This window comes from Helicobacter pylori (genome assembly GCF_014497725.1).
In the GTDB taxonomy this organism is placed as follows: domain Bacteria; phylum Campylobacterota; class Campylobacteria; order Campylobacterales; family Helicobacteraceae; genus Helicobacter; species Helicobacter pylori_DE.
The window spans coordinates 23,076-49,376 of record NZ_JACTGF010000003.1 but is presented as its reverse complement, the minus strand read 5'-3'; the positions used below and the strand labels follow the sequence as shown (position 1 = coordinate 49,376).

The 26,301-nt window shown below is 39.8% G+C and carries 23 protein-coding genes and 2 pseudogenes; 15 read left to right on the top strand and 10 right to left on the bottom strand.

Going from position 1 to position 26,301, the window contains the following annotated elements; translation table 11 throughout:
* Nucleotides 1-6: 6 nt before the first annotated feature.
* From hofE to acnB, 4 genes are all read right to left on the bottom strand, one after another.
* Nucleotides 7-1,374: an outer membrane beta-barrel protein HofE gene (gene hofE, locus H7N69_RS03770; protein WP_187884845.1), complete on the bottom strand. Its 1,368-nt coding sequence runs from the start codon at nt 1,372-1,374 to the stop codon at nt 7-9.
* Between the two features lie 93 nt (nt 1,375-1,467).
* Nucleotides 1,468-2,757 carry an IS701 family transposase gene (locus H7N69_RS03765; RefSeq protein WP_187884844.1) on the bottom strand — a complete coding sequence of 430 codons (1,290 nt, stop codon included), beginning with the start codon at nt 2,755-2,757 and terminating at the stop codon, nt 1,468-1,470.
* Nucleotides 2,758-3,015: 258 nt separating this feature from the next.
* Complete coding sequence (locus H7N69_RS03760; protein ID WP_000758357.1) at nt 3,016-3,282, bottom strand: hypothetical protein; 267 nt, start codon at nt 3,280-3,282, stop codon at nt 3,016-3,018.
* Between the two features lie 75 nt (nt 3,283-3,357).
* On the bottom strand, nt 3,358-5,916 hold the full coding sequence (gene acnB, locus H7N69_RS03755) for a bifunctional aconitate hydratase 2/2-methylisocitrate dehydratase (protein WP_187884843.1): 2,559 nt from the start codon (nt 5,914-5,916) through the stop codon (nt 3,358-3,360).
* 130 nt (nt 5,917-6,046) lie between these two features.
* Here acnB and H7N69_RS03750 point away from each other — a divergent pair, with 130 nt between their 5' ends.
* The 8 genes from H7N69_RS03750 (at nt 6,047) to H7N69_RS03715 (ending at nt 14,546) form a co-directional block, all read left to right on the top strand.
* Nucleotides 6,047-6,730, top strand: coding sequence for an MqnA/MqnD/SBP family protein (locus tag H7N69_RS03750; protein WP_187884842.1), 684 nt, complete (start codon nt 6,047-6,049; stop codon nt 6,728-6,730).
* Between the two features lie 101 nt (nt 6,731-6,831).
* Nucleotides 6,832-7,554, top strand: coding sequence for a UMP kinase (gene pyrH / locus H7N69_RS03745; RefSeq protein ID WP_001148056.1), 723 nt, complete (start codon nt 6,832-6,834; stop codon nt 7,552-7,554).
* A 41-nt stretch (nt 7,555-7,595) separates the two neighbouring features.
* Nucleotides 7,596-7,820 carry a DNA-directed RNA polymerase subunit omega gene (locus H7N69_RS03740; RefSeq protein WP_000712202.1) on the top strand — a complete coding sequence of 75 codons (225 nt, stop codon included), beginning with the start codon at nt 7,596-7,598 and terminating at the stop codon, nt 7,818-7,820.
* A complete protein-coding gene (locus tag H7N69_RS03735; RefSeq protein ID WP_187884841.1) occupies nt 7,807-10,137 on the top strand; it encodes a RelA/SpoT family protein in 2,331 nt (776 codons plus the stop codon). The genes H7N69_RS03740 and H7N69_RS03735 overlap by 14 nt, the downstream gene beginning before the upstream one ends.
* 19 nt (nt 10,138-10,156) lie before the next feature.
* Nucleotides 10,157-11,365 (top strand): tyrosine--tRNA ligase, encoded by a 1,209-nt coding sequence (tyrS, locus tag H7N69_RS03730; RefSeq protein WP_187884840.1) that lies wholly within the window; start codon nt 10,157-10,159, stop codon nt 11,363-11,365.
* 10 nt (nt 11,366-11,375) lie between these two features.
* The gene (gene fabX, locus H7N69_RS03725; protein WP_000255243.1) at nt 11,376-12,467 is read left to right on the top strand and encodes a decanoate oxidase/trans-2-decenoyl-[acyl-carrier protein] isomerase FabX; all 1,092 of its coding nucleotides are present in this window, start codon (nt 11,376-11,378) and stop codon (nt 12,465-12,467) included.
* Between the two features lie 6 nt (nt 12,468-12,473).
* Nucleotides 12,474-13,790: an N-acetylmuramoyl-L-alanine amidase family protein gene (locus H7N69_RS03720; RefSeq protein ID WP_187884839.1), complete on the top strand. Its 1,317-nt coding sequence runs from the start codon at nt 12,474-12,476 to the stop codon at nt 13,788-13,790.
* An 18-nt stretch (nt 13,791-13,808) separates the two neighbouring features.
* Nucleotides 13,809-14,546, top strand: coding sequence for a hypothetical protein (locus H7N69_RS03715; protein ID WP_187884838.1), 738 nt, complete (start codon nt 13,809-13,811; stop codon nt 14,544-14,546).
* Nucleotides 14,547-14,657: 111 nt separating this feature from the next.
* Here H7N69_RS03715 and flhB read toward each other — a convergent pair whose 3' ends face one another.
* Complete coding sequence (gene flhB / locus H7N69_RS03710) at nt 14,658-15,734, bottom strand: flagellar biosynthesis protein FlhB (RefSeq protein WP_187884837.1); 1,077 nt, start codon at nt 15,732-15,734, stop codon at nt 14,658-14,660.
* A complete protein-coding gene (gene mobA / locus H7N69_RS03705) occupies nt 15,727-16,332 on the bottom strand; it encodes a molybdenum cofactor guanylyltransferase MobA (protein WP_187884836.1) in 606 nt (201 codons plus the stop codon). Before mobA ends, flhB begins: the two co-directional genes overlap by 8 nt.
* Before the next feature lie 86 nt (nt 16,333-16,418).
* On the opposite strand from mobA, the gene moaA reads away from it, so the two are divergent.
* From moaA to H7N69_RS03680, 5 genes and pseudogenes are all read left to right on the top strand, one after another.
* Nucleotides 16,419-17,384 (top strand): GTP 3',8-cyclase MoaA, encoded by a 966-nt coding sequence (moaA, locus tag H7N69_RS03700; protein WP_187884835.1) that lies wholly within the window; start codon nt 16,419-16,421, stop codon nt 17,382-17,384.
* Nucleotides 17,385-17,678: 294 nt separating this feature from the next.
* Nucleotides 17,679-18,294 (top strand): annotated as a pseudogene (locus H7N69_RS03695) (hypothetical protein); the annotation flags it as partial.
* Between the two features lie 57 nt (nt 18,295-18,351).
* Nucleotides 18,352-18,618 carry a hypothetical protein gene (locus tag H7N69_RS03690; protein ID WP_187884911.1) on the top strand — a complete coding sequence of 89 codons (267 nt, stop codon included), beginning with the start codon at nt 18,352-18,354 and terminating at the stop codon, nt 18,616-18,618.
* A 30-nt stretch (nt 18,619-18,648) separates the two neighbouring features.
* Nucleotides 18,649-19,194: pseudogene (locus H7N69_RS03685) on the top strand (sortase); the annotation flags it as partial.
* Nucleotides 19,195-19,254: 60 nt separating this feature from the next.
* Entirely contained in the window at nt 19,255-19,575 is a 321-nt protein-coding gene (locus H7N69_RS03680; protein WP_000392913.1) for a YkgJ family cysteine cluster protein, read from the top strand.
* A 286-nt stretch (nt 19,576-19,861) separates the two neighbouring features.
* On the opposite strand, the gene ftsY is transcribed toward H7N69_RS03680, so the two are convergent.
* Nucleotides 19,862-20,743 (bottom strand): signal recognition particle-docking protein FtsY, encoded by an 882-nt coding sequence (ftsY, locus tag H7N69_RS03675; protein ID WP_060474583.1) that lies wholly within the window; start codon nt 20,741-20,743, stop codon nt 19,862-19,864.
* Nucleotides 20,744-20,748: 5 nt separating this feature from the next.
* Complete coding sequence (locus H7N69_RS03670) at nt 20,749-21,306, bottom strand: hypothetical protein (protein WP_187884834.1); 558 nt, start codon at nt 21,304-21,306, stop codon at nt 20,749-20,751.
* Nucleotides 21,307-21,403: 97 nt separating this feature from the next.
* On the opposite strand from H7N69_RS03670, the gene H7N69_RS03665 reads away from it, so the two are divergent.
* A complete protein-coding gene (locus tag H7N69_RS03665) occupies nt 21,404-22,072 on the top strand; it encodes a 5-formyltetrahydrofolate cyclo-ligase (RefSeq protein ID WP_187884910.1) in 669 nt (222 codons plus the stop codon).
* Complete coding sequence (gene rny, locus H7N69_RS03660; protein ID WP_232260199.1) at nt 22,050-23,561, top strand: ribonuclease Y; 1,512 nt, start codon at nt 22,050-22,052, stop codon at nt 23,559-23,561. Before H7N69_RS03665 ends, rny begins: the two co-directional genes overlap by 23 nt.
* Here the strand turns inward: rny and H7N69_RS03655 are convergent, their stop codons facing one another.
* Nucleotides 23,562-24,878 (bottom strand): MATE family efflux transporter, encoded by a 1,317-nt coding sequence (locus tag H7N69_RS03655; RefSeq protein ID WP_332246432.1) that lies wholly within the window; start codon nt 24,876-24,878, stop codon nt 23,562-23,564.
* Nucleotides 24,878-26,191 carry a Na+/H+ antiporter family protein gene (locus tag H7N69_RS03650; protein ID WP_187884832.1) on the bottom strand — a complete coding sequence of 438 codons (1,314 nt, stop codon included), beginning with the start codon at nt 26,189-26,191 and terminating at the stop codon, nt 24,878-24,880. Before H7N69_RS03650 ends, H7N69_RS03655 begins: the two co-directional genes overlap by 1 nt.
* Nucleotides 26,192-26,301 lie beyond the last annotated feature (110 nt).

The following is a 26,301-nucleotide window of genomic DNA, read 5'->3' as shown; positions in this document are numbered from 1 at the left end:
TGGGGTTTAAAAAAAGAACTTCAAACTCACTATGAGGTTGCTCCTGTCTTGTGTGTTCGCTTTAAAGGCTTTATCAAAAGGGCTAGTGAGATCATTAACCTTATAGCCGTTGTGCATGCTCACCGCATAGTATTGTAAATTCACATCAACGCTAGCAAAAGAACCCCATTTATAGCCCAAGTGCAAGTTAATGGATCTTTCGCTCGCTCTAGTGGCGTAAGTGTATCTGCCTAAGATCCCCCATAAAAACCCTCTATACACGCCCCCACCAAAGACATACCCGCTAACAGAGTCTGCGGTAACAGCGTTACTAAAAACCAAACCATAAATGCTGTTGCTTCTTATGTCAAAAGGGATCGGGTTACCATACCAGCCAATCCTTGCGTTAGCGTTGCCAAAATTTTGGTAATAACCAAAGCCAAAGTTAAATTCGTTGTAGTCAAAGCGTTGGTGGATTAAAAGCGATGCACCCCATTCGCCAATCTTAGAGTTACGCCAATACACATCGTATAAATCTTTAGCATAAACGGGGAAAATCACATTGATAAGGGTTTGAGATCGTAACCCTAAACCTCTAAACTTCGGGTTGCTGTCAATATGGATTTTAATCCCGGGCGCTTCGTAAGTCTTAGGTGAAAAATAAAAAAAGGGCGTGGCTTGAACATGTTTATTAGAAAAATAGAGTTGCACTGCATGAATGCCATAATCAACATCTTTTCTGCCATCTTCAGTAACAATAGGGGCATACCAATCTCGTATCCATTGCCCCGCAGCTAAAGCCCTCCCAAAAGAGCTGAACCATTTTAACGCTATTTTAGAGTTGATTTTATAATCCAGTTCAAAGCCTTGCGTATAACCGCTCATAAAATCCATGTTAGAAAGGTAACGCCCTAGTTTTAGGTGGAATTTATCGCCGTAAGAATAAAACAAATAAGAATTATACAGCACATAATTACGGGTGTGAGCGTCAGATTCTATGCGGGAGTCTTTCCAAGGAGCGTCGCCTAAATACCCCCACCAACGCCCTATGAAGAAAAAAAGTTCTGATCCATAGACTTGATGCGTGGCTTGGTCTATGAGCGTTTTGGTAGAATCGTAAGCGAGCGCTCCTAAAATCCCGCCAACGCCTATTTTTAAGCTGTGTTTTTCAATGTTTTTAGGGAGCAGATTGGAATCCACTTGAAGCTTGATCGTAGCGGTTACAAAAGTGGCTGTAGGGAAAATCCCTTCTTTGGAATTGAGTTTGGAATGGTTAAACCCCACTTTAGAAAAAGATTCCGCTACCCCACTAAACTTATAATCAAAAGCCAACAAAGGGCTTTGATTGTAAAGAATGGAAACAAACAATAAGGGTAATTTTTGAAATTTTAACACAGAATAACCTTTGTTTAATTTTCGCTCGTATCACATTCCAATTTTATTAAAAAACCCATTAAAAATAAAAGTATTCAAATAATTATCTAAATATTATTCTTTTTTTGTTCCGCTTTCATTTTTTATCGGCTCAAAAGAATACCCTAAAGCCTGATAAATTTGATTGTGGTAACGGACCTGATTGTCTTCTAAACTTTCTTGAAAAGACTTTTTAAAATGCGGATCCAGTGTGTTTAAAAACACCTCTAGCCCTATCGCGCTGGAATAATTCACCCAATCATGCCTTAAATCGCTCTCCAATAAGGAGGCGTATTCTATCAGCGTTTCATCGCTATTTTGCAAGGCATTGACAATGAATAAATTCTTTCTGTCTTTAGGCTGGGTGAGTAAGAGTAAAGAGGGGTTGAAATTGATTTGTGTGGAAAGGATTTTAAAGGGCTTGTATTCTAAAAGCCCTATTTGAGAAAGGATCAGGCCGCTTTTAGTGGTAGGGGTGTTTAAAATCAAAATAGAATTTTTAAAAAACGCATCGTTTTTTCTAAAATTTTTAGAAAAACTGGTGGCTTGCTTGTAAGAAATATTTTCTTGGTGTTTGACTTCAATGCTTAAAGACTCCGTGATTTGCCTCAAGCGTTCGCCTATCAGGCCATCGTCATCGTATTCAATCACGGGCGAATTAGGGCTAATGAAAGTTGCGAGCATGCCTAATTGCTCTTTATAATCAATCCCCCCAAAATACAAGCGCTCGCTTAAAGAACGCTCAGTATGATTTTCTAATTGCGCTCTATTCACGGTAGGCACATAAGTAGGGGTGCTAATGGTCGTGTTTTGGAGCAAATTTTCCACGCCCTCTTTAGTCAATAAAGCTATCACAAAAGGGAATTTTTCTTTTTCAATTTCTTTATAGGTTTGCTCTAATTTTTCAGGGCTTTCTTCATCGCTGTCAAAGACTTGGATATTGAAATCGTTGTTTCTGGTGTTCAAATACGCTAAAAGGGTGTTCATCACCGAAATCGCATAACGCCCCACCACCTTTTTAGGCAGTAAAACCGCTAATTCAATCTTAGGCTCATAGCTTTCTTTAGCTGGAGTTTGAGAAGCGATGAATGCAGGGTTGAGTTTATTGAGTATGTCATGATAATAAGTTTTAAGGCTCTCATCATGGTTATTGTCATCGTATTGAGAAACAAAAGAAAAAATTTGATTTTGCAGCATCAAGTCTTTCAAGCATTCCAAAGAGCAAGGCTCTGTCTTAATGATTTGTTGGTGCGCTGGGGGCAAAGGGGAAAACAGATAGCTTTTAGCGTTCAAGCTTATTGCGCAAAAAGTGGAAACAATCAGCGCAAGGCGTTTGAAAAATCTTTTTCTTAAGGCGTATGGCATTTTTTAATATCTTTAAACTGAATTTCCTAAAATTTTATTATAGAATATTTAACCCTAACAAAGAGACTGATTTTACCCCTACAAAACTTGAGAGGATTTTCTAAAGCATGCGAGAGTAAACACGCTTGGACGCTCAAACCCTGTAAAATTCCCATTATATAAGGACACAGAGCGAGAACCAAACCCCCCAACTTTAATTTTTCAACCATTAAAGGATTGCATCATTGAATGGTGCATGCTTTCATGTTTGGATTATCCCTAGCGCCAATTATAAATATAAGGCCTTAAGCTAATGCAATAATCCCTAGTGCTTAATATATCCTTACGCATGTCCACTAATTGCCCAGATAAGACTTCTTGCACTTTTCTTAAATTGTTGATCTCAGTGTTTTGCGCGCTGATGATTTTTTTTAAATCCCTTATCTCTTTAATCAAATCCGCATTACTGATCGCCTTATTGGCCTGCACTGGATCCGCGCTTAAAAAACCTAACGCCACGCATAAACTCACAACGACTTTTTTCATCGCCACTCTCCTTTTTTATCCTCTCTCAACACTCAGTCATAGCCAAAGGGATCACCCCTTTTAATGGAAACAAAACTAGAGCCTGAAATTCTCCATTAAGTTAAAGTTCATGTAGCGATAGATCTTGTCTTTTTGGCTTTCTAGCTTTTCGCTCACTAAATTCATGTATTCTTCTTTAGTGGGGATTCTCCCTAGTAAAGCGCACGCCGCCCCAAGCTCCGCGCTGCCTAAATACACTTTAGCCCCTCTACCCATACGATTATCAAAATTGCGCGTGGAAGTGGAAAAGACGACCGCATTATCCCTAACCCTCGCTTGATTGCCCATGCACAAGCTACAGCCTGGGACTTCAGTCCTTGCCCCGGCAGCCCCAAAAATCGCATAATAGCCCTCATTAATAAGCTCTTGTTCGTCCATTTTACTGGGTGGCACTACCCAAAGGCGTGCTTGACTAGGGGGAGCGTTTTTAACGATTTCGCCAAAGGCTCTAAAATGCCCGATATTCGTCATGCAAGAGCCAATAAACACTTCATCAATAGCGTGGGGTCTTTTGCCGGTCGTATCCGCTAAAACTTCGCTCAAAGTAGCGACATCATCAGGGTCATTAGGGCATGCCAAAATAGGCTCCGTGATTTCTGCCACATCAATTTCAATGACAGCGGCGTATTGAGCGTTACTATCTGGCTCTAACAATACCGGATTATCCACCCAAGCTTGCATCGCATCTTTGCGTTTTTTCAAAGTCTCTTTGTCTTCATAACCGCTCGCAATCATCTCATCAATCAGCTTGATATTGGATTTCAAGTATTCAATCATCGGCTCTTTATTCAAACGCACCACGCAAGCAGCCGCACTCCTTTCTGCGCTTGCATCGCTTAGTTCAAAAGCCTGCTCCATTTTAATATCAGGCAAGCCTTCAATCTCCAAAATACGCCCGTTAAAGACATTGATTTTACCCTTTTTCTCCACCGTGAGTAACCCTTTTTTAATGGCATAATAAGGGATCGCATTCACTAAATCCCTTAAGGTGATCCCAGGATTCATTTCCCCTTTAAAACGCACTAACACGGATTCTGGCATGTTCAATGGCATCGTGCCTGTAACCGCTGCAAAAGCGACTAACCCGCTCCCTGCCGGGAAACTAATGCCTAAAGGGAAACGAGTGTGGCTATCCCCCCCTGTGCCTAAAGTGTCAGGCAGTCCCATGCGATTTAGCCATGTATGGATCACACCATCGCCCGGATGCAACGCCACACCGCCTCTTTGAGTGATAAAGCTAGGCAAGGTTGCATGCAAACTCACATCGCTAGGCTTTGGGTAAGCGGCGGTATGACAAAAACTCTGCAACACAAAAGGCGCATCAAACTTCAAACTCGCTAATTCTTTAACCTCATCTCTAGTCATCGCCCCTGTGGTGTCTTGACTGCCCACGGTGGTAACCTTTGGCTCACAATAAGTCCCAGGCAAGATCCCTTTTACCCCACAAGCATGGCCTACGATTTTTTGGGCTAAAGTGTAGCCTTTAGCGTCGCTTTTAGGAGCGGCCGGTTTTTTAAACGCTTCAGATTCGCCTAGCCCTAAAAATTTACGTGCTTTATTAGTCAAACCCCTACCGATGATTAAAGGGATACGCCCAGAAGCCCTAACTTCATCTAATAAGGTTTCAGGCTCTAGCTTAAAGGAGCTAACCACTTTATCGTTCAGCGTGATTTCGCCTTTATAAGGATAGATTTTAATCCTATCGCCCTCTTTTAAATCCTTAACGTCAGCCACAATGGGTAACGCCCCGCTATCTTCACAAGTCGCAAAGAAAATCGGAGCGATCACCCCCCCAATCACAATGCCCCCACTCCTTTTATTAGGCACAAAAGGAATGTCCTTACCAAAATGCCACATGATAGAGTTTGTCGCGCTTTTTCTAGAGCTTCCTGTGCCAACCACATCGCCCACATACGCTACAGGAACGCCTTTAGTTTTAATGGCTTTTATGCGTTGTTCGTAATTTTCAATCCGGTTTTTTAGCATGGCTTTGGCGTGTAAAGGAATATCGCTTCGTGTGAAAGCATCGCTCGCTGGGCTTAAATCATCAGTATTGGTTTCGCCATCAATCTTAAACACGCACGCTTCAATGCATTCATTCAAAGGCTCTTTATTCAAAAACCATTCGGCGTTCGCCCAAGACTCTAGCACTTCTTTAGCCAGAGCGTTAGTTTTGCTCATTGCGGCGATTTTATCAAACGATCCATAGACTAAAAGGGTGGTTTTTAAAGCTTTCGCGCTCTCTTTAGCGATGTTTTTGTCTTGACTTTCTAAGCCCACAATCAAAGGCTCTACATTATACCCCCCAAGCATCGTGCCTAAAAGAGTGGTCGCTTCTAAAGCGCTAATGTGTGCGCATTCTAGTTTTTTTTGAGACAATTGGGCTAAAAATTCCGCTTTCACTTTCGCCCCCTCATCAACCCCAGGGCTTACTCTATGAATGAGTAATTCTTTAGCGAAAGCGGCGTTTGTGGGATCTTTTGTTAAAATCTCAACGACGGCTTGAACTTGTTTAGCGTTTAAAGGGAGTGGCGGAATACCCTCACTTTCTCTTTCTAAAACGCTTTTTTTGTAATCTTCTAAAAAATCTTTCATCATTTCTCCTTTTTAAATAGCATTATTGGCTAATGCCCTAATCATTTTCCCCATGATAACAAAACTCTTTTTACTTTTAGTTAAGTTGTAAGAAACTTTAGCTACCATGCGATACAAAAAAGGATTTTAAGTGCGTTTTGGTAAAATTGATTATTTGAACATGCTCCCTTTTGATGTGTTTATCAAATCCTACCCCACCCCTTGTTATTTCAAACAATTCTTGCGGCTTAAAAAAACCTACCCCTCCAAACTCAATGAGAGTTTTTTATTCAGGCGCATTGATGCGGGGTTTATTTCTTCTATCGCTGGCCATTCATTCGCTCTTTGTTCTTATTCTCTAGGCATTGTCGCTTATAAGGAAGTTTTAAGCGTGCTGGTTGTAAATAGAGAAAACGCTTTTGACAAAGAAAGCGCTTCTTCAAACGCCCTCTCTCAAGCGCTAGGGTTAAAGGGCGAAGTTTTAATCGGTAATAAAGCACTGCAATTTTACTATTCTAACCCCAAAAAAGATTTTATAGATTTAGCCGCTCTGTGGTATGAAAAAAAACGCTTGCCGTTTGTTTTTGGGCGTTTGTGCTATTATCAAAACAAGGATTTTTACAAGCGTTTGTCTTTAGCTTTCAAACACAAAAAAACAAAAATCCCTTACTACATCCTTAAAGAAGCCACTTTGAAAACCAACTTGAAACGCCAAGATATTCTAAATTACTTGCAAAAAATTTACTACACTTTAGGCAAAAAGGAACAATTAGGCCTTAAAGCGTTCTATCGTGAATTGTTGTTCAAACGCATCCAAAAACCCAAGCGTTTTTAGTCATTCGCCAAGTAAAAAATTTTAGAAAGGGTGTTTTTAAGCAAGATTAGGTTACAATCACAAGTTTTATTAAAATTTTATTAATTAATTAAGAAGGGATCATGCAAGCAAAGATAAAAAACAAGCGGGTTTTGGTGAAATTTTCTGGGGAAGCGTTAGCTGGGGACAACCAGTTTGGGATTGACATTCATGTGTTAGATCACATCGCTAAAGAAATCAAAAGCTTAGTGGAAAACGATATTGAAGTGGGTATTGTGATTGGTGGAGGCAATATCATTAGGGGGGTTAGCGCGGCTCAAGGGGGGATTATCAGGCGTACCAGTGGGGATTATATGGGCATGTTAGCCACCGTGATTAATGCGGTAGCGATGCAAGAAGCTTTAGAGCATATCGGCTTAGACACAAGAGTGCAGAGTGCGATTGAAATCAAAGAGATTTGTGAAAGTTATATTTATAGGAAAGCGATCAGGCATTTAGAAAAGGGTAGGGTGGTGATTTTTGGCGCTGGCACGGGAAACCCGTTTTTCACTACGGATACGGCTGCCACTTTAAGAGCGATTGAAATCGGATCGGATCTAATCATTAAAGCGACTAAAGTGGATGGCATTTACGACAAAGACCCTAACAAATTCAAAGACGCTAAAAAATTAGACACTCTAAGCTATAACGATGCCTTGATAGGGGATATTGAAGTGATGGACGATACCGCTATTTCTTTAGCTAAAGACAATAAGCTCCCCATTGTGGTGTGTAACATGTTTAAAAAAGGGAATTTATTGCAAGTGATCAAGCACCAACAAGGCGTGTTTTCTATGGTAAAATAAGCCCTTTAACATTGGATAGAACTCAAAATAAAAGGATCAGTTTGAAAAAAGAGAGAACAGAGAGTTTAGTCGCTCAAGCCTTAAAAAATATCGGAAACGACCGCTACATGCTAGATAATTTAGTTTTCGCTCGTGTGAAGCAATTAAACGCCGGAGCCAAAACTTTAGTGAATATGGACCCTAAGCGTCATAAATTAGTGGATATTGCCATTAGAGAAATCGCTGAAGGGAAAATTGATATAGACAGGATAGATGAACGAAATTGACAAATCCGTTGATATCGGATTCTTACGGATTCTGGATGTTATCAAAAAAGTTACGACCCCAAAGGGTGGCATTGAAATCTTAAGGACTTTAATTGATTTCACGCCCAAAATTGAAAACGCCCTAAATTTAGCGACCAAAAGCCATAAGGGGCAATACAGAAAGAGCGGCGAGCCTTATATCGTCCATCCTATTTGTGTGGCAAGCGTGGTGGCGTTTTGTGGGGGCGATGAGGCGATGGTGTGCGCTGCGCTTTTGCATGATGTGGTGGAAGACACGCCTTGTAAGATTGAAACGATTGAGCGAGAATTTGGGCAAGATGTGGCTAATTTAGTGGATGCGCTCACTAAAATCACTGAAATCAGGAAAGAAGAATTAGGAGTGAGCTCTCAAGATCCTAGAATGGTGGTCTCAGCGCTCACTTTCAGAAAGATCCTTATTAGCGCGATACAAGATCCAAGAGCCTTAGTGGTAAAGATTAGCGACAGGTTGCACAACATGCTCACCTTAGACGCCTTGCCTCATGACAAGCAAGTGCGTATTTCTAAAGAGACTCTAGCGGTGTATGCCCCTATAGCGAGCCGATTGGGCATGTCTTCAATCAAAAATGAATTAGAAGACAAGAGCTTTTATTATATTTATCCGGAAGAATATAAAAATATTAAGGAATATTTGCACAAAAACAAGCAGTCTTTACTCTTAAAGCTCAACGCTTTTGCGAGCAAGTTAGAAAAAAAGCTTTTTGATAGCGGGTTTAGCCATTCGGATTTTAAACTCGTTACAAGGGTGAAACGCCCCTATTCTATCTATCTTAAGATGCAACGGAAGGGCGCGGTTAATATTGATGAAATTTTAGACTTGTTAGCCATTAGGATTTTGTTGAAAAACCCGATTGATTGCTATAAAGTTTTAGGGATTATCCATTTGAATTTCAAACCCATTGTTTCTCGTTTTAAAGATTACATCGCTTTACCCAAAGAAAATGGCTACAAGACGATACACACGACGATTTTTGATGAATCTTCTGTTTATGAAGTGCAGATCCGCACCTTTGATATGCACATGGGGGCGGAGTATGGTAATTCAGCCCATTGGAAGTATAAAGCTGGGGGCGTGGATAATGAAGAACATCATGAGGGCATGCGGTGGTTGCAAAATTTTAAATACCATGACAGCGATTTGAAAAACGACCCTAAAGAATTTTACGAACTCGCTAAGAACGATTTGTATCGTGAAGATATTGTCGTTTTTTCGCCTCATGGGGACACTTACACCTTACCGGTAGGAGCGATTGCTTTAGATTTTGCTTACATGGTGCATAGCGATTTGGGCGATAAAGCCACGGACGCTTATATCAATAGTAAAAAAGCCTTACTCAATCAGGAATTAAGAAGCGGAGATGTGGTTAAAATCGTTAAGGGCGATAAAGTAATACCTCGTTTCATTTGGATGGATCAGCTTAAAACTTCTAAGGCTAAAAACCATTTGCGCATCCAAAGAAGAAACCGCTTGAAAGAGATTGACACTAAGAGCATGATCAATATCTTAGCGACTTTTTTTGGGCGCTCTGTTTTTGAAGACATGGATTTAAAGGATTATAAAAACTTTGAAGAAAAATTAACAGATTGTGGGGTGGAGACCACTTTAACAGAAGCGATGAAAAGCTTTGAAAATTTAGCCAAGCTCACTGAAGAAATTGAAAATAAGGTGTTTTCTTTAAAAGAAGATGCGATTTTAGAATACCAAGAGATGAGTTTGTGGACTCGAGGTTTGAGGTATTTGGGTTTTAAAACCAATGTCTTGAATTTTTTAGCCCCCAATCGGCAGTGGCAGTGTAAGGAATTAGAACATTTTAGCGTTTGTTCAAGCAACGCTTTAGAAATCAAACAGGTGTTGTTGAATGATTGTTGTTACCCTAAATATGGCGATGAAATCATTGCGATTGTAACGGATTTAAAAGATCCAAAGGCGGTTGCGCACCATAAATTTTGCAAAAAAGCGATGGCGGAAGTGGACGCTAAAGCGCCTATGGTTTATATAGAATGGCACAATCGGGATCGAACGATTTATAAAATGATGTTTTATTTAGGCGAAAAAAAGTCGGTTTTAGCGGGTTTGTTAACTTTTTTAAACAGGAATGAATGCAATATTGTGGGCGTGTCTTACTTAGGCTATAAAGACAAATATTCTAGCCATTGCGAAGTGAGTTTTGAAATAGCCACGGATAAGGCGGATTGGATGAGGGCTTTAATCAATCGCAAATACCAGGATAGGATTGTAGAATTATCCAGTCTGGATGACGCTTATGAGCTACAATAAGCCTAATTAAGGGATAAACATGGAACAAAAAATCAGTGTGGCCTTAAAAGAGATCAAAAGAGGCGCTAATGAAATCATTGGATTAGAATACATTGAAAAGCTGGTTAGGAAATATTATGAAACCAATGAACGCTTTATCGTTAAGGCCGGTTTTGATCCTACCGCTCCCGATTTGCATTTAGGGCATACGGTGTTGATCCAAAAACTGGCTTTGTTGCAGCAATATGGGGCTAGGGTTAAGTTTTTGATTGGGGATTTTACCGCTATGATAGGCGATCCTACAGGGAAAAATGAAACGAGAAAACCCCTAAACCGGGAGCAAGTCTTAGAAAACGCTAAAACTTATGAAGAGCAAATCTATAAGATTTTAGATCAAAAACACACCGAAGTGTGCTTTAATTCCACTTGGTTGGATACTTTAGGCGCAAAGGGCATGATAGAATTGTGTGCGAAGTTTTCAGTCGCTAGAATGCTAGAAAGGGACGATTTTGCTAAACGCTATAAAGAAAACCGCCCCATTAGCATCGTGGAATTTTTATACCCTTTATTGCAAGGCTATGATTCAGTGGCGATGGATGCGGATATTGAGCTTGGGGGCAATGATCAAAAGTTTAATTTGCTGGTAGGGCGCTTTTTGCAACGAGCTTATGGCTTGAATAAAGAGCAATCTATTATTACCATGCCTTTATTAGAGGGGCTTGATGGGGTGCAAAAAATGAGTAAAAGCTTGGGGAATTATGTAGGGATCACTGAAGAACCTAATGCGATGTTTGGGAAGATCATGAGCGTGAGCGATGATCTTATGTGGCGCTACTACACCCTTTTGAGCGCTAAGACTTTAGAAGAAATTGAAGACTTAAAACATGGTATTTTAAATCAGACCTTGCACCCTAAAGCCGTTAAAGAAGATCTCGCTAGTGAAATCGTGGCTCGTTATTATGATAATGATCAAGCCATCAAGGCTAAAGAGCAATTTTCTAAAGTGTTTAGCGCAAACCTTTTGCCTGAAATTTTATTAGAGAGCGATTTTGATGAGGGGGTGGGGATTTTAGATGTTTTAAAACAGATTGGCTTTTGCCCATCCACTTCACAAGCCAGGCGCGATATTCAAGGGGGAGGGGTAAAGATTAATCAAGAAGTGATAAAAAATGAGAGTTATCGTTTTGTTAAAGGAAATTATGTTATACAGCTTGGTAAGAAAAGATTTATGAAATTAAATATTAACTAAGGAAAGAGCTATGGTATCAACACTCAAACCGCTAAAAATCGGTAAGCACACCATAAAATTCCCTATCTTTCAAGGGGGAATGGGTGTGGGGATTAGTTGGGATGAACTAGCTGGAAATGTTGCCAAAGAAGGGGCTTTAGGAGTGATTTCAGCCGTAGGGACTGGTTATTATAAAAACATGCGTTTTGTAGAAAGGATTGTGGCTAAAAAACCCTTTGAAGCCTTGAATTTTTATTCCAAAAAAGCGTTGAATGAGATTTTTGCAAACGCTAGGAAAATTTGTGGGAACAACCCTTTAGGAGCGAATATTTTATACGCTATCAATGACTATGGCCGTGTTTTAAGGGACTCTTGTGAGGCGGGGGCGAATATTATCATTACAGGGGCTGGTTTGCCCACCAACATGCCTGAATTCGCTAAGGATTTTAGCGATGTGGCGCTCATCCCTATCATTTCTTCAGCGAAGGCTTTAAAAATCCTTTGTAAAAGATGGAGCGATAGGTATAAAAGGATTCCGGACGCATTCATTGTGGAGGGGCCTTTGAGTGGGGGGCATCAGGGCTTTAAATACGAAGATTGTTTCAAAGAAGAATTCCGATTAGAAAACTTAGTGCCTAAAGTCGTGGAAGCTTCTAAGGAATGGGGGAATATCCCTATCATCGCAGCTGGGGGGATTTGGGACAGGAAAGATATAGACACCATGTTAAGCCTTGGAGCGAGTGGGGTGCAGATGGCGACTCGTTTTTTAGGCACGAAAGAATGCGACGCTAAAGCGTATGCCGATCTTTTGCCCACGCTCAAAAAAGAAGATATTTTACTCATTAAATCGCCTGTAGGCTATCCGGCTAGGGCTATTAATACGGGGGTGATCAAGCGCATTGAAGAGGGTAACGCGCCCAAAATCGCATGCGTGAGCAATTGTGTAGCGCCTTGTAACAGGGGTGAAGAAGCTAAAAAGGTGGGCTATTGTATCGCTGATGGTTTGGGGCGCAGTTATTTAGGCAACAGAGAAGAGGGGCTTTATTTTACCGGGGCTAATGGCTATAGAGTGGATAAGATTATCAGCGTGCATGAATTGATTAAAGAGCTTACAGAGGGTTAATTTGTAGTGCTTGTGAGATTAGGGGTTGTTGCATGTCTTTTGTGGTTGCATTTTGCTTATGCTACAACCCTTAAAATTACCAACATTGTGCCTTTTGGCTCTAGCAGTGTTAAAATCTCGTTCAATCAAGAGGTTAAAAAATTCAAAGAAGTTCCGCTCAAAAATTTTAAGAGTTATTTGGAATTAGAAGCGATTCTAACCATTCCTAAAAAGCATTACCAATTTTCTAAACAATCGTTCATCACGATCGCGCAATTCAGCCCTAAATTAGCGCGAGTGGTTATCGGCTACGCTCCTAAGATGACTTATGAAGTCAAGATTCTTAAGGACAAGCTCTATGTTTCTATCGTGGAGAAAAAGCCCTTAATCAGGCATCAAATGGCGTTAAAACCACCCAAACACCATGCACTCAAACACCAGACTCCAAAACCCACCCCTAAGCCCATTAAAAAAGAGGCTAAAAAGTCTAAAGAGACCAAAGAGAAAACGCCCATTAAGCATGCGCGCTCAAAACATGCGCATTCTCCATTGAACGAAAGGAGCGCTAAAAAAGAAATTCCTAAAAAAGAAGCGGAAAATGAGAGTAAGAACCAAGTCTTTATAGCAGAAAAAAATGATACTTTCATCAAAACCAAGCGCAAAAAACACAAAAAAATCGTTTTAGACGCTGGGCATGGGGGGAAAGATTGCGGGGCGATGAGCGCGAATTTAGTGTGTGAAAAAGACATTGTTTTAGAAGTGGTGAAGTTTTTGCATAAAGAGCTTAAAAAAAGAGGTTATAGCGTTTTATTGACAAGGGATAAGGACATTTATATTGATTTAGTGGGGCGCACGGAATTAGCCAATAGAAAAAGCGCGGATTTATTCATCTCAGTGCATGCCAATTCCATCCCCAAGCATTCCACTTCTAACGCTCATGGCATAGAAACTTATTTTTTATCCACCGCAAGGAGCGAAAGGGCTAGGAAAGTGGCTGAGCAAGAAAATAAAGACGATGTGAATTTAATGGATTATTTTTCTAAAAGTTTGTTTTTAAATTCATTGAACACGCAGCGATTGATTGTCTCCAACAAACTGGCGATTGACGTGCAATACGGCATGCTCCAAAGCATCCGCAAAAATTACCCTGATGTGGTGGATGGGGGCGTGAGAGAGGGGCCTTTTTGGGTGTTAGCCGGGGCTTTAATGCCTTCAATCTTAATAGAAATTGGTTATAATTCCCATGCGATAGAATCTAAACGCATCCAAAGCAAACCGTATCAAAAAATCTTGGCTAAGGGCATTGCTGATGGCATTGATAGTTTCTTCAGCAAGAATGATTAGGCAATGATTAGGTTGTAGATGAATTTTTATCAAAAAATATACACGCATAAAGTCGTTTTTTCTTCATTGTTTTTTTTGTTGTTTTTGTTCAATGCGGAAACTTTGTTGTTTTCGCATTTCAGCGATGATTTTTCGCAATTGTTTTTTTTGTTTGAAAACCATGTTTATGATTTCATTGTCAAATTAGATTATTTAGGGTTAATAGGCGTTTCTTTAATTTATCTGCTTGTGCTTATTCTAAAGCCTTTCACCCTCACGCGCCAAAAATGCGCTTGCGTAGGGATATTATGCCTTTCTTTCTACGCTTGGAATTTTCCTGTTAAACATTCTTTAATCGTGCTTTATCTTTTCTATTTTGCGCTGTTAGCGACTTTATTGTGGCGTTTTTTAGGGGCTAGCATGAAGCAATCTTTCTTGCCCTCTATGAACATTTGCGTCGTGTGGGTTTTTGCTTCTTCTTTACAGAGCTTTAGATTTTTAAGCGTGTCTGATTGCGTGGATTTTTCCCTTTTTACACTCGCTCTTTTTTTATTGATACTGGTTTTAATCTATCACAAACGCCTTTTTGGGCTGTATGAATACGCTAACACGCTTATTTTGATCGTGGGGCTTTGTGTGGTCGTGCTATGCTCTAGCATGTTCATTCAAACTAAAGAATACTATGGCATGCGATTGGGTTTTTATTTTTTAGGCTTGTTGGGGTGGCTTTTAGAATACATCCATAACACTTTAAGGCGTTTGGAGCATAAGATTTAAAGGCTTAGTTCTCATTCAATAGGGATAGTTAAAGTTTGTTGGTTGAGTGTCCTTGATTGAGTGTCCTTGATTGAGTGTCTTTTTGGGGCTTAAAAGCGGGTTTAAAAAATCTTAAAGAGGTTTGATGATCTTTTGTTTTTGGCGTTCTTGCTCTAATTTAGCCACTTGAGCGAAGACAATCGCTACCGCTTCAAACAATTCTTCTGGTATGGTGGCGTTTAATTTCACGTCTCTATAAAGCTCTCTGGCGAGCGTTTTATTTTCTATAATTTCTATATCATGCTCTCTGGCGATGCCCTTAATCCTAATGGCTAAATAATCCGTGCCTTTAGCCACCACCACAGGCACAGGGTGTTCTTCATCAAATTTGAGAGCGACGGCATAATGGGTGGGGTTAGTTACCACGACATTGGCTTTGGGGATTTCTTGCATCATTTTATTCGTGGCGTTTTTTACCATCATTTGGCGGATTTTGGCTTTGATTTCTGGGTTCCCTTCTTGCTGTTTGTATTCGTCTTTAACTTCTTGTTTAGTCATTTTTAAAGAGTTAGTGTATTGGCGGCGCTTGATCACTAAATCTATAAAAGCCAAGACAAAAAATAAAAATAAAAGCGAAGAAATGAGTAATAACGCCTTGCTCTTAAACCACAATAACTGGCCTTGCAAATTCAAAAGAGCCGCATGGTTTAATTCCCCTAAAAACAAGGAAAAGATAAAAAACCCCAGAAAAAAAGCTAAAAAAACTTTCAAAGTGATCAAACTCCCATCAAGGAGTTTTTTTAAAGAAAAAAGGTTTTTGACGCCATTGATAGGGTTGATTTTAGAAAATTTGGGCTCAATGACTTTAGGGGCAAAGAGCCAGCCAAATTGCAAGACATTGGATAAAAACGCCACCACCATTAGAATGATTAAAATCGGTAAAAGCAATAAAAAAGTGTCTTTAGCCAGTTGGTTAAACAGCTCTTGAACGCTTTCTTTATTGAAATCTAGGGAAAAATCTTTCAATACATGGCGATACATTTCGCTAAAGCCATCCACCCACCATATAAAAAAAATAAAAATACTCATTAGCCCAGCCAACAACCCCAAAACCCCCACCACTTCCATGCTCTTAGGCACATTGCCTTCTTCTCTGGCTTTTTGGATTTTTTTCGCGCTAGGGAGTTCGGTCTTTTCTTCTTCAGCCATTTGATTTCTCTTTTAAAATTTGAACGGCTAATTCATAGTCTTTTAGGGTGTTGAGGTTTAAAAACTCTTCTTCTTTATCAAAATGGATAGCGACTGAAGAGGTATTTTTCACAAGATCGCTCAAGCGATAATTTTGCGTTTTAAGAGCGTAACTAAGAGCGTTAAGGCTATTTTGATGCCACAAAGAAATCAAATAATGTTCTTTTGTAGGGCTTTTAGCATAGACTACGCTAAAGTTTTGAATCCCACAAAGAGTTTTAATGCTCTCAAAGGACACTAAAGGCGTATCTATAGGGATAAAAAAAATATAAGGGGTTTGCAGCGTTAAAAAAGCGTTATAAATGCCAACAAGGGGTGAAAAAAGATCGCTCTCTTTTTCTAAAAGGTAGGGAGCGTTTAGTTCATACGATTTTTTAGCGCTGATAATGACTTGTTTGAAAAGTTTTAAAAGGTGCGAGTATTGGTATTCTAAAAGGCTAGAATACGATTTTAAAGGCGCAAGAGCCTTATTGATTTGAACATTATTGATGATGAAACGAGAGCTTTTGCCTCCAGCTAATAAAACGCAAGGAACGTTATCAATGATAGGGTTTTTCAAAAGATTTATCCATGTTTAATGTTGTTAAGTCGTTGTTTATTATGTTACACTAAAAGCTTAAATAAAGAGCATAAGGGATAAAGGGAGTGTTAGTAGATAGTTTTAATAGGGTTATTGATTATATTAGGGTGTCTGTAACCAAACAATGTAATTTCAGGTGTCAGTATTGCATGCCTACCACGCCATTAGATTTTTTTGATGATGAAGAATTATTGCCTTTGGATAATGTTTTAGAATTTCTTAAAATCGCCATTGATGAGGGCGTTAAAAAAATTAGAATCACGGGTGGGGAGCCGCTATTACGCAAGGGTTTAGACGAGTTTATCGCTAAACTACACGCTTACAATAAGGAAGTGGCATTAGTTTTAAGCACTAATGGTTTTTTACTCAAAAAAATGGCTAAGGATTTAAAAAATGCCGGGTTATCACGGGTGAATGTTTCATTAGATTCTTTAAAAAGCGATAGGGTTTTAAAAATCTCTCAAAAAGACGCTCTTAAAAATGCACTAGAAGGGATTGAAGAGTCCTTAAAGGTGGGTTTAAAACTCAAATTAAACACGGTTGTGATGAAAAGCGTTAATGATGATGAAATCTTAGAGCTTTTAGAATACGCGAAAAATAGGCGCATACAAATCCGCTACATTGAATTTATGGAAAATACGCATGCTAAAAGTTTGGTTAAAGGCTTGAAAGAGGAAGAAATTTTAGATCTGATCGCTCAAAAATACAAAATCATTGAAACAGAAAAACCCAAACAAGGGTCTTCTAAAATCTACACGCTAGAAAATGGCTATCAATTTGGCATTATCGCTCCGCATAGCGATGACTTTTGCCAATCTTGTAATCGTATCCGTTTGGCTTCTGATGGCAAGATTTGCCCATGTTTATACTATCAAGACGCCATAGACGCTAAAGAGGCGATCATCAATAAGGATACAAAAAATATAAAAAGGCTTTTAAAACAATCTGTCATCAATAAACCAGAAAAAAACATGTGGAATGATAAAAACAGCGAAACTCCCACAAGGGCGTTTTACTACACAGGGGGGTAGGGAAAATATTTATTATTTTAAACCTTTTTATTAAAAATAAGGCGGTTTGTTTAGGATTTTTGGTTATAGTGGCTAGGATCAAACAATAAGGATGTCTTTATGGAAAAAGTCCTAGCGTTTTTTATTTCCGGCTTTTTTAGTTTCCGGTCTTTCGGGGGGGGGGTTACTTATAAGCCTACCCTAAACCTTTTAAAATCCCCAAAATCTCTCGCTTTTTTTAAATCTCACCTATTAACACCGCTAAAGAGAGGGTAATTCATGTTAGAAAACATGCAAGATATTTCATTGCAAAGCTCTCATGAAGCAGGGGTGGTTGCTTTATGTCCTGAATTATTGGGTGGTTTTGTTTCATCCATAAAGAGTATCTATGAATGTCAAAAAAAAGGAAAAGACCACAAAGAAGCACTCAAGCACACCGCCATTGCTACCCTAAAGGGTGGAGCGCTTAGTTATGGTAGCGCGTTTGCAAGCTCATCTTTGGGAGGTTTGATGCAAAGCAGCGCTAATAAATTCGTCCAAAGCCTTGGCAAGGGTTCATTGCCTGCGATGATTGTGGGTGCTTGCGTGGCAAATGCTACGGTTTTAACTCGCTATCTTTCTGGAAAGATTGATAAAACAGAGCTTCTTAAACAGCTTGGGCAAGCTAACACCACTCTTGTAAGTAGTGGGGCTATGGCAGTTGCTGGTCAAGCGCTCATCCCCGGAGGTGTTTGAGCGATATTTTCATGAAACTACCAAGTTTTTCAATCAGAGTTTTGATGAGCTTGAGAGGGCGCTTTATGCAGGGGATGCAGATCTAGGTATAGGAATCAATAACAAGATCCAAGAAAGACTAGGCCAAAAGGCGTTATTTGATAATTCCAAAGAGGGTTGGGATTTCATAACTAGCCGTGGAAGAATAGAAATTTAAAGGAGAAGTGTGATAAAGTCATTTGTAGCCACTGTGATAGAGTCATCTATAACCGCTATGATAGAGTCATTGGAAAAGGGTGGTTCTTTCAATCAAAGAGATCGTGAGAAATTCATGCAAACCGCTAGAACGCTTGGGATTGAAGACAGCGTTATTGAAGAAATGATTGATATTTATCAAACGCTTCATTTTGCCTATCTCCATGAAGATCTGATTGGTGCAAGCGGTTTGCCAAGAGAACAAAAGAAAGTCGTGCACACTGAGCTTCAAAAAAGCATTAATGAAAATCTAAAAGCTTTAGAAAATATCAAAAATAACATTTAAGGAGAAAACATGCCATTACCATTTATTTTAGGGGGGCTCGCTGCGAGCGGTCTTGCAGGTATGGCAGTATTTGGAGGACTTATAGCCGGACCCGCACTCGCTATTTTGGGGGCTGTGAGAGCTGATGACATGGAAGAAAAGCTAGAAAACGCCAAGGCTTATTGCTCTCAAGTTGAAGCAGCCGTCAAAAAAGCGGATGTGATGGTTGATCAGTTTCAAGCCGTTAGGAAAATGGCAGATCTTTTCACCAGGCAGATCACAAAGTTTGATGCGCTGTTTTTCTCGCTTGCTCAAGATGCCATCGCTACGATGAAAAAGCATCACTACGATACCTCTCGTTACAATCAAAAAGAAAAAGATCAACTCTGCGTTACCGTTTCAACTCTTATGACTTTGAGTGCTTTTTTGGAAGTTTCTATCATGGACGAACACCAAAAGCTCACTGAAAAAGCAAAAAATGCGCTCATTCTCATGCGAGATCAGACGGATAGCTTAGAAAATGGGAATTATAGCTTGGATGGTATCGGATTTAGGCAGGCACGACTTGAAGATCTAATAGATGATAAGACTTCTTAAGACTATAGAGCTTTAAAAGAGGAAAAAAGGGCGCGAAAGAGAGGGTATAAAGAAGCGAGCATGGAAGAATCAAAAAAGCGAACAACTCCTAATCGTTTCCCTTGCACCTTTTGTGGGCTTTGCTGTAAAAATATCACTGGGATTATTGAGCTTGTTGGGTTTGACGCTGGCAATGGGGTGTGCAAGTTTTTGGATTTAGAAACGAACTTGTGCAAGATTTATGAATCGCGCCCGTTAATTTGCAGGATTGATGAAGCGCACAAAAAGCTTTATTCCCATATTCCGCTTAAGGAGTTTTATACCAAAAACGCAGAGGTTTGCAACGCCTTACAAGAAGCAAACCATATGGATGCAAGTTTTAGGGTTATTATTGCAAAATAACATAGTTTTTAGAAGTTTAGCTAACGATCGCTATGGCTTGCAAAAATGTCTGATCACAATCAAAAAGAATGAGTTGGGTTATATTTTAAAATTAGTTAAAAATGAGAAAACAAAGCTAAATTAACCCCAATTTTACCCCCATTTTGAGCCAAAAATTAAGCGAATTACCTCTTATAAAAATGTTAAAAAGCGTTTTTTATAATCAATAATAAAAGAGCTTGAAAAAACAAGCGGTAGCTTTTAAAAAAGCGGTCTTTTGGGGTTAGTGGGGTTAGGGGTTTTTAGTTTATTGTTCCACAAACACCGCATCAACCAAGTCTTCTATGAAGCGTTCTTCATCAAAAGCGATCAAATCGTCTTCTTTTTCGCCCATTCCTAAATAAAGAATGGGTAATTTCAACTCATACAGCACGCTTAAAATCGCCCCGCCCTTAGAAGTGCCATCAAGCTTAGTCATAATCACGCCATCTAGCGCCAAAGTCTCATGGAAAATTTTGGCTTGCGTGAGCCCAGAACTCCCTTGCGTGCCGTCTAAAATAAGGAATTTATAAAAGGGGGCGTCTTTTAAAACTTTAGAGCAGGTGCGCGCGATTTTAGAAAGCTCGTTTTTAAGGTTAGTCTGGTTGTGTAGCCTCCCGGCGGTGTCTATAAAAACTTCATCTATATTTTTAGCGATCGCGCTTTCTATGGTGTTATAAGCTAAAGAGCTTGGATCGCTCCCTTCTTTAGCGCTAATGACTTGAATGTTAAGCTTTTCGCCCCATAATTGCAGCTGTTTGACTGCGGCCGCTCTAAAGGTATCGCCGGCTCCTAAAAGCGCTTTTTTATGCTGTTTTAAAGAAAGCTTGGCTAATTTAGCGATCGTTGTGGTTTTACCCGCCCCATTAACCCCCACGATCAAATGCACTAAGGGCTTTGTAGTGATAGTCTTTAGGCGGGTTTTATCATAATAGCTTTCCCCACGCACAAAACGCAACAAAGCGACTTCTAATTGCTTGGGCGTAACCAAATCGCCTAAATGCTTTAACAAGCTCTCTATCAAATCGTATTGGATGTCAAAGCCAATCAAAATTTCTTCTAATTCCTCTTTAGGAATATTTTCACGCTTTTTTTCTTTAGCCTCTTCGCCTTTAATTTTATTGACAATTTTTTTGAAAAAATTAAACATAATTTTTAATCCTTTAAATTAGAAATATCAAATTGGAGCATTTCTGCTGGCACGATCCCTTGATACATTTTAATCAATTGGTGTTTGTGATATAAGAGCATGTTAAAGGAATGGTTTAAAGCGTCATACTTTAAATGATCAAAAAGAGCGGTATCTTTAGGGTTTAAAATCATCAAATCAGCTTGAAAGGGTGCAATAAAGTCTTTGATTGCATCGCTTGAATAGGGTTGATTGAGTAAAATAAGCACCCTCAAACGATCTTTAAAAGTTTTTTTTAAGATGTTAAAGCTGGGGGCGTAATCTTTTAAAGAATTATCTAAAGCGCTTAAAACTAATAGGGTAGGGGCGTTAGGATCCGGGCTGATGTTTAGGGAATCTAAATCGCCTGTAATCGTGTATTCTTGGTTATTTAGATCCATAGCGGTGTAGGTTTTAGGGCTATCTTGTTGGGTGGTATTGTTTTGAGAATCTTGAGATTTTTGAGAGTTTTTACAAGCGCTAAAACCCAACAAAACGATAAAAACCAGCGCGATAAAACGCAAAAAATAAGTCTTAATTCTCATTATAAACACATCCTTAAGAATAATAAAATGGTAACTAATAACCTAAAATTATACTATAATGTAAGTCTAAAATTTAAGGATTATAACCATTAAAACGATTTTTAGAGATTTTTGTAAAGAACGCTTGAAAAGGGCTAAAGCAAAAAATAAAGTCAGGGATAAATTGGCTTGCAAGCTTTTGTTTTGGAAACTCAAAGATTATCAAAATATTTTATTGTATAGCCCATTAGGGCATGAGCTTGACATCAGGCCTTTGATTTTTAGGTTAAGACAAAAAAATAAGTGCGTGTGGTTGCCTAAAAGCATCAAAAAAGGTGCTGATTTTTCCAAAGAGGTTTTCAGTATCGCACCCTTTAGGTTGCCCTTAAGGCGTTTGGGGTGGTTTGATGAGCCGAGTTTGTCGCGCTGTTATAAGCGGGAATTAGATTGCATTGTCGTGCCGATCTTAGGAATGGATACAAGCTTTAGGCGCGTGGGTTTTGGGCTAGGCATGTATGATAGGAGTTTGCCAAAATTACTCAAAAAGCAACTAAAACGCCCCTTAATCATATTTGTGAGTAGGGAGTTAGCGATCGCTAATAGTATCCTTACAGACGCTTATGACATTGAAGCGAATCTTTACATGAATGCTCGTATCGTTATGAAGAATAATAAAAGGAAACATTATGAGCAGCGGGTTAATTTACATTTCATTAGAAGTTTTGGTAGCGTGTTTGATTACCGCTCTAATCATGTATTATGTGATGAAAAAGATCTATTATGTTAGAGGGCAAGCCATTTTAAAAGGCGCTTCAGCCAAAGCCAAATTAATGGAATTTCAAGCGAAATCTTTCGTGGAAGCTGAGGAAATGCGCATGAAAAGCCAAGAATGCAAGTTGCAACAGCAATATGAAAATAAGAATTTGCAACTCCAAACCCATTTTGAAAAAAAAGAAGCGCATTTGAAGCATTTAGAAGCGCAACACAAAGAATTTGTAAGAGATGAAAAACGCTATTTGGAAAAGGAAAAAAAAGAGCTTGAAAAAGAACGCCAAATTTTAGAACAGGAGAAGGAAAATTTTAAAAAACAGCGCGCTATTTGCAAAGAAGCTCAAGCCAAAGCGCTAGACGCGATGCTCAATTACATGGCTTACACTAAAGATGAAATTAAAAGCATGATCTTGGAGCAATTAGAAGAAGAATTAGAAGCCCAAAAAAGCGCGTTGATCAGGCGTTATGAAAAAGAAGCCAAAGAAGAGGGTAAGAAAAAATCGTATGCCATTTTAGCGGAAGCGACAGCCCGTTTTGCGGGCGATTATGCGACAGAGAATTTAACAACTCGTATCGCTTTGCCTTGCTCAGATTATGTGGGTCGTGTGATAGGCAAAGACGGGAAAAACATTGAAGCGTTTAAAAAGATTAGTGGGGTGGATATAGAATTTAGCGAAGACAGCAGTGAATTGTGTTTGTCTAGTTTCAATCTTTATCGGCGTGAAGTAGCGAGCGAGACGCTTAAGATTTTAATAGAAGACGGCCGTATCCAGCCTAACAGGATTGAAGAGGTTTATCATAGAGTCGCGCGCAACCTGGAAAAAGAATTGCTTTCTGAAGGGGAGAGCGTGGTGTTAGAGTTAGAACTTGGGGCTATGGAAGATGAGCTTAAAATTTTAATAGGCAAAATGCGTTACCGCTCTAGTTTTGGGCAAAACGCTTTGCAGCATTCTAAAGAAGTCGCTCTTTTAGCCGGCCTGATTGCAGAACAGCTTGGGGGGGATAAAAAACTCGCCAGAAGAGCCGGTATTTTGCATGATATTGGTAAAGCGCTCACTCAAGAGCTTGGGAGAGACCATGTGAATTTAGGCGTTGAGGTGTGCAAGCGCCATAAAGAAGACCCGATTGTGATCAATGCGATTTATGCCCACCATGGGCATGAAGAAATCATGAGCGTGGAGTGCGCGAGCGTGTGCGCGGCTGATGCGCTTTCTGCAGGGCGTCCGGGCGCTAGAAGAAAGAGCGATGAAGAATACGCTAAACGCATGCAAGCTTTAGAAGAGATCGCGCTAGAATTTGATGGGGTGGAAAAAGCGTATGCGATGGAGAGCGGGCGAGAATTAAGAGTGATTGTCAAATCCAACCAAGTCAGGGACAATCAAGTGCCTATTATTGCCAGAAAGATCGCTAAAAAGATAGAAGAGAGCGCTCAGTATGTGGGCGAAGTGGGCGTGCAAGTGGTGCGAGAAAATCGTTTCAAAACGACCGCTACGCTCAAGCAATAATCAAGCCTTTTTCCCGCACCTTTTCCAAATGCCTTTAGAAAAAACTTTGTAATAGATGAATGAGCGCAAAAAAGTTTCTAAAGTGATCACTACAAAAATAAAATCCACTTTAAAGTGGTAAGTGAGGAGCAAGTAAATGGGTATGATCCTTAACCCCCATAAGCTTAGGGTGTTAATATACAGTGAGACTTTAGAAATGCCAGCCCCTCTAAAAACTCCATCCAGCACAAAATACCCAATTAAGGGGGCTTGAGAAAGACCCACAGCGATCAAATAAGATCGCGCCACTTCCAAAACTTCTTCATCTTGAGAAAAAAGACTCGCAAATTCTTTAGCGAATAAAACTAAAACAATCCCTAAAACCCCCATTAAACCCATAGAGATTTTTAAAATCAAATGCGCGTATTCTGTGGCGATTTTTGGCTTGTTCGCTCCTAAATTTTGCCCCGTTAAAACCATCGCTGCGATCATAAACCCAAATCCGGGCATGAACGAAAAGGTTTCAACCCTAATACCTATTTGCATGCCCGCTAACACTTTATCCCCATAGCTCGCTACAAATTTGGATAAGAGGATTAAAGAAAACAAGCTCAATAAGCGTTCAAACCCGGCCGGCCAACCCACTCTAAACATGGTTTTTAAAAAAGAAAAATGAAAGGTTATTTTGAATTTTAAAGGGATTTTTTTGATTTGTATCCAAACGCCAAGCGCGAGTAATTCCAAATAAGAGACAACCACATTCGCTAAAGCAGATCCCACGATCCCCATTTCTTTAAAACCAAAATCCCCAAAAATCAAGGCTTGATTCAAGAAAATGCATGCAATGACCATGATGATTTTGACAATAAAGGGGGTTAGGGTGTCTGAAAAACTAGCGAGCGCTGAAACTAAAACATTTTTTAAAAAAATACTCGGTAGCGCGATAACTAAGACTTCTAAATAATCTTGCGTCAATTGGCGCGAAGGATTTTGTAATTGCATCCAATTTAAAAAAGGCTCAATCAAAAAATAAGAAACAAACAGCACGCCCAAACAAATCACAAACGCCCCTATAAAAATACTTGAAAAGGCGTGATTGATTTGAGCAAAATCCCTAGCTCCCACAAGCCTAGAAAGAATGGCGTTAGTGCCGGTGTATAAAATCGTGTTGATGCCATAAAAAAGCATCAAAAATTGCAAGCCCACCCCCAAAGCCACAATGTGATGGTGCGAAATCTTGCCCACAAAAAAAACCGAGAGCGCGACCACCAGCACATCTAAAAAAGCATTGACCCCAGAGGGTAAGGCTAAAGAAAAGATTTTCTTAACTTGATAGATTAGCCTAATAGTAACGCTCCAACCACCCCAAAAACAATCAAAGGGAGGTTATAGACTAAAAAAGTCGGCACGCATGTGTCATAGATATGATTGTGTTGGTTGTCTGCGTTAAGCCCGCAAGTAGGCCCCATGGTGCTATCGCTAGCCGGTGAGCCTGCATCGCCTAAGGCTGCGGCTATGCCGATGAGTAAAATCGTAGATTCTATGCTAAAACCTAATTTCGTGCATAAAGGGACATAAAACACAGCGATGATAGGGATAGTGCCAAAAGAAGTCCCTATCCCCATAGTGATAAACAGCCCTACAACAAGCATTAAAAAAGCCCCTAAAAACTTCCCTTGGATCACGCTTGTGATCGCATTCACTAAGCCATCTATCGCATGCACTTTTTGCAACACTTCTCCAAACCCGCTAGCCACTAGCATCACAAAAGCGATAAATGCCATCATCTTCACGCTATCATCCATAAGCGAGTCGGTTTCTTTAAACTTAATGCCACGGCCTAGTAAGATGATCGCTAACGCTAAAAAGGCGGCTAAGGGCATCGAATCGGTGGCTAATTGGATCACAAACGCTACGACAATCCCTATAAAAGTCAAATAGTCATGGTAGTTTAATTGAAGCGAGGCGTAATCTTCTATATTAAAAGATTTTTCTTTGTAGCGCCTGGGTTTTTTGTATAGCGTTAATACCGCTAAAAATAGCCCAACAACCATCGCTAACCCCGCTATCCACATCACTCCTGTGATTTGCGCTATGGTGGTGCTCACGCCATTAGCTTTTAATTGCTCTAAAATAGTGGTTTGAAAAATCAAGCCAAACCCTACAGGAAGCGCCAAGTAGGGGGCTTGCAAGCCAAAGGTTAAAGCGCAAGCGACCGCTCTTCTATCCAATTCTAGCCGGTTCATCAAATGCAAAAGAGGGGGGATTAAAATAGGGATAAAAGCGATATGCACCGGCACTAAATTTTGCGAAAAGCATGCGATGAAAGCGATCAAAAAACAAAAAGTGGATCGCTTGTAATCCATTAAGCCTATTAATTTACTCAAAGCGACTTTAATGAGATTGCTTTTAGCGATCGCTACCGCTAAAGCCCCTAAAAGGATGTAGCTTAAAGCGATGTTTAAATTGCCTTTCATGCCATCTATCATTGCATTAAAACTCTCCGTGATCCCAAGCCCTCCCATAAGTCCTGCTATGAGAGTCGCGCTAATCATAGAAAGCATGACATTGAGCCTTAAAAGGCTAAGAACGCACATGCAAATGATAGCCACAAAGGCAGGATTGCTCCATATAGAGCTATTTTCTAGCATTTTTGCTCCTTGTTAAAATAAAGATACCGTGCAAAAATGATAGAATTTTTGCACTTGTTTAGCGCAAAAAATTGCATCTACCATGTTTAACCCTTTCTAACCTTATTTTC

Bases quoted from the DNA above. Each gene is read 5' to 3' on its own strand.
- H7N69_RS03765 (WP_187884844.1), bottom strand. From the start codon at position 2,757: ATGCCATACGCCTTAAGAAAAAGATTTTTCAAACGCCTTGCGCTGATT.
- H7N69_RS03760 (WP_000758357.1), bottom strand. From the start codon at position 3,282: ATGAAAAAAGTCGTTGTGAGTTTATGCGTGGCGTTAGGTTTTTTAAGC.
- acnB (WP_187884843.1), bottom strand. From the start codon at position 5,916: ATGAAAGATTTTTTAGAAGATTACAAAAAAAGCGTTTTAGAAAGAGAA.
- pyrH (WP_001148056.1), top strand. From the start codon at position 6,832: ATGCAAGCAAAGATAAAAAACAAGCGGGTTTTGGTGAAATTTTCTGGG.
- H7N69_RS03735 (WP_187884841.1), top strand. From the start codon at position 7,807: ATGAACGAAATTGACAAATCCGTTGATATCGGATTCTTACGGATTCTG.
- tyrS (WP_187884840.1), top strand. From the start codon at position 10,157: ATGGAACAAAAAATCAGTGTGGCCTTAAAAGAGATCAAAAGAGGCGCT.
- fabX (WP_000255243.1), top strand. From the start codon at position 11,376: ATGGTATCAACACTCAAACCGCTAAAAATCGGTAAGCACACCATAAAA.
- H7N69_RS03715 (WP_187884838.1), top strand. From the start codon at position 13,809: ATGAATTTTTATCAAAAAATATACACGCATAAAGTCGTTTTTTCTTCA.
- flhB (WP_187884837.1), bottom strand. From the start codon at position 15,734: ATGGCTGAAGAAGAAAAGACCGAACTCCCTAGCGCGAAAAAAATCCAA.
- H7N69_RS03690 (WP_187884911.1), top strand. From the start codon at position 18,352: ATGATAGAGTCATTGGAAAAGGGTGGTTCTTTCAATCAAAGAGATCGT.
- H7N69_RS03680 (WP_000392913.1), top strand. From the start codon at position 19,255: ATGGAAGAATCAAAAAAGCGAACAACTCCTAATCGTTTCCCTTGCACC.
- ftsY (WP_060474583.1), bottom strand. From the start codon at position 20,743: ATGTTTAATTTTTTCAAAAAAATTGTCAATAAAATTAAAGGCGAAGAG.
- H7N69_RS03670 (WP_187884834.1), bottom strand. From the start codon at position 21,306: ATGAGAATTAAGACTTATTTTTTGCGTTTTATCGCGCTGGTTTTTATC.
- rny (WP_232260199.1), top strand. From the start codon at position 22,050: ATGAAAAAGATCTATTATGTTAGAGGGCAAGCCATTTTAAAAGGCGCT.
- H7N69_RS03650 (WP_187884832.1), bottom strand. From the start codon at position 26,191: ATGCTAGAAAATAGCTCTATATGGAGCAATCCTGCCTTTGTGGCTATC.